Annotated in this window: 3 protein-coding genes; all 3 read right to left on the minus strand. The window is 61.5% G+C overall.

Annotated features, from left to right (window positions below):
• Positions 1-1,751 (minus strand): fatty acid cis/trans isomerase (locus tag RUW20_RS12580; protein ID WP_313952576.1); only part of this gene is annotated, 1,751 nt, incomplete at its 3' end.
• Positions 1,752-1,985: 234 nt separating this feature from the next.
• Positions 1,986-2,360 (minus strand): restriction endonuclease subunit S, encoded by a 375-nt coding sequence (locus RUW20_RS12585; protein ID WP_313952577.1) that lies wholly within the window; start codon positions 2,358-2,360, stop codon positions 1,986-1,988.
• A gap of 122 nt (positions 2,361-2,482) precedes the next feature.
• On the minus strand, positions 2,483-2,779 hold the full coding sequence (locus RUW20_RS12590; RefSeq protein WP_313952578.1) for a tetratricopeptide repeat protein: 297 nt from the start codon (positions 2,777-2,779) through the stop codon (positions 2,483-2,485).
• Between the last annotated feature and the right edge of the window lie 142 nt (positions 2,780-2,921).

Raw genomic sequence — 2,921 nt, forward strand, 5'->3', positions numbered from 1 at the left:
ACGTGGTTTTTCACCTCCTGGCTGGCACCCCGATACCAGTAGTCACTTACCGCCTTGCGATCATCGCGGGGCAGAAAGGTCAGGAAGTTGAACTCTCCCTCCATGCGCAGGAAATCCATGTACAGCCGCGACAGCAGCTGGTGACCGACGTTGCCATAGACGTCGTAGCCGGCAACCAGCAGATAGTGGATGCGCTCCAGTAGGCCATAGCCGATCACCCACGCCGTCTTCGGAGGGCCACCGACCAGGCCCTTGACCACCGAGGCGTTGTCAAAGTGGCGGAAAATGGTCAGCGCGGCGTTCGGGTTACTATCGTCACCGTTCCAGATCCACTGCAGATTCGGGTCTTCGTGGGTCGCCGCGTAACGATCAAGGAACTTCGACTTGCCTTGCAGGTACTCCGCCTGCAGTTTGGCGTACTTGCGCCAGGGACCGATGATCGATGTATCGCTCCCCTGCCCCGCCGGCAAGGCGAGCAGGCTCGATTCGCGCGACTGGAACTCGCCGGCCTGGTCCTGAAGATCCGCGTCGGCCAGGAAAAACACCCAGAAGCGATCCTCGATCACGTTAAGCGCCACCTGGCCACGACAGACCGGGCCTTTGATGAAATTCATGATCGTGAATTGCGCCTCGTCGAGCATGAATTGATAGCGCGCCGTGGTCGGCAGCGCGCGGAAAGTCAGGAAGGGATTGGAAGCCTCCTTCAATTCGTACGAGGGAAGCTCGTCCACCGCGTAATCGGGCTCGAGGAACAGCTGCCGCCAGCGCACCATGCGCTTGAGCCCGAGCGCGTAGGGCAGATGCGTCTTGTCGACAATGGTTTCTCGTTCACGATCAAGCCGGTAGTACACGCGCTCGACGCCGGGGTCGTCATACGGCCGTCGACTGGCAATGAGGTCGATGGGTTGCCCCGGCGGCGTCCGGGAGCGCACCAGACGGAAGTAGTGATGCGCCGAATCGTCGTCGAAGTAGAGGTGCGCCAGGAAAAGGTGTTCGTAGATGTAGCGGCTGGCCAGGCGTTGCTTGAGCGAGTCGCCATTCAGGAAGGCTTCCCAGTCGGCGATCTGCTGCTCGATTCCTGCCGGCATCGGTGGCAACCCTTCGAAAGGCGCCCCCAGCTCCAGCCAGCGAGTCAAGGTGGCCACCTCGGCAGGGTTCAGGCCCGGCAGACCGAAGGGCATTCCCCACAAGGGGTTCTTGCGCTCGAACTCCGGGTACTCATCAAGTCGTGGGCACTGCTGCACGCGGTCGAGCGAGAAATCGAAGGTTTTCGGCAGGATTGCAGTCTCCGGCAGAGGATGCTCCTGCTTGAGCTTCAGCGCGCGATACATCACGCTCGCCGCAAGATTCGCCACCGGGGTCTGCTCGCGCTCGTTGAGCACCGCCGAGAATCCCCTGGCGCGCCATTGCGAGGCGGTTTGCGCGTCGGTGAACAGCCGTGACATCGGTGCTTCCAAGAGCCGTCCACTGTCATAGACCACGTCCTTGCTGGTGCCGCGGGCGATGCCTTCCCAGGCGGTGAATTTCAGCTGGCACGGTCCGTCATAGCAGGCGTGGCAGACCACGCAGCGTTTCTCCAGGATCGGCTGAACATCGCCGCGATACGAGAACCCCGGCGGTGGCGTCGCCGGCGTATCGAAGCGCGCGGGGTCCGGCTTGCCGTAGTCCTCGTTCAGCGTGTGCCGGGTGATTGCCGCACAACCGCTGAGTACGACGATGAACACGAGCAGCGATTTCCTGTTGATGGTCATGAGCAAAATCCTTGGCTGTTACGCAGCGCCGGAGGCTGCGAGCCGGCAGTCCACGCCGGCAAAGGTGGAAGCATACCCACTCTGATGGCGGCTGCGCCAGTGCCCGGTCCTGCGATGTTCGTGCGGCGATCGGCGGCAACGGCCTGGAACCCTCGGGAGCCTGGCTATTTCGCCGAGACCACATCGCAATGGCGGCACCAACGCGGTGCAGATCGACATGGCGGACTATCTCAGTCAGGCCCCTTGCAGGGCCGATTCGATCCGTACGGTGGCCAGACGTGCCTGCTGGATGTGCGACTCAACTAGGTCGGCTTTGAGGCGGTCGCAGAGAGTCATAAGTTCGTGGACTTTGGCTACGATGCGCTGTTGCTCGGCGAGGGGCGGAAGTGGAATTACGAATTGCGCGAGCTTGCCAATGCTTAGTCCTTCACGGGACACGCCAACCTGCACATTCACTACGTTCCGCTGCACGAGTTCCGAGGTGAGGACACTGTGAAGAAAAGGCACGATGTTCGTGGAGAACGGCCGAATAATGGTGACGTGCTGGCTTACGTTGCCAGTGTCAAAATTTTTTTGTACGACAGCACACTGGCGTTCGGTCGGCCACAAGCGGTCACCCGCCCGTGTCAGCGACCGGCCGTTCCGAAGACACCTACACAGATTGCTGCGCCACGTGCTCGGTGCGGGAACGCCTCGACGTCCGCGGGCACCCGTCGTTTGAGCCCGACAATTCAAGCGATCAAGATCGCAAGATCTGCGCGGATTTCGTGGCCTGTCTTGCCCATTGCCTGCAACAGGCTGATGTAATGCGAGCAGACACCTTGGCTTAAGAGGTGTTCCGCACCCAGCCTTTGGATGTAGCTTGCCAGCGCCCGGCGCATCAGCGGCTCGGCCTCGGCCTGCCGGTCCGTTTCGTGCAGCAACAAGGCCAGATTACTGAGGCCGTTGGCCAACCTGGGATGATCCGCGGCGAAATTCGCCTCGTCGATTGCCAGCGCACGGCGCATCAGCGGCTCCGCCTCGTCCACACGGGGTGTCCTGCAGTAACTGTGCCAAGTTGCAGAAATCGCGAGCAACATCAGGATGATCCGCGTCGAAACTCGCCTCGTCGATTGCCAGCGCACGGCGCATCAGCGTTTCCGCCTCGTCCACACGGTCCGTTCCGTGCAG

The sequence above is a fragment of the Accumulibacter sp. genome (assembly GCF_032229525.1).
Classification (GTDB): Bacteria; Pseudomonadota; Gammaproteobacteria; order Burkholderiales; family Rhodocyclaceae; genus Accumulibacter.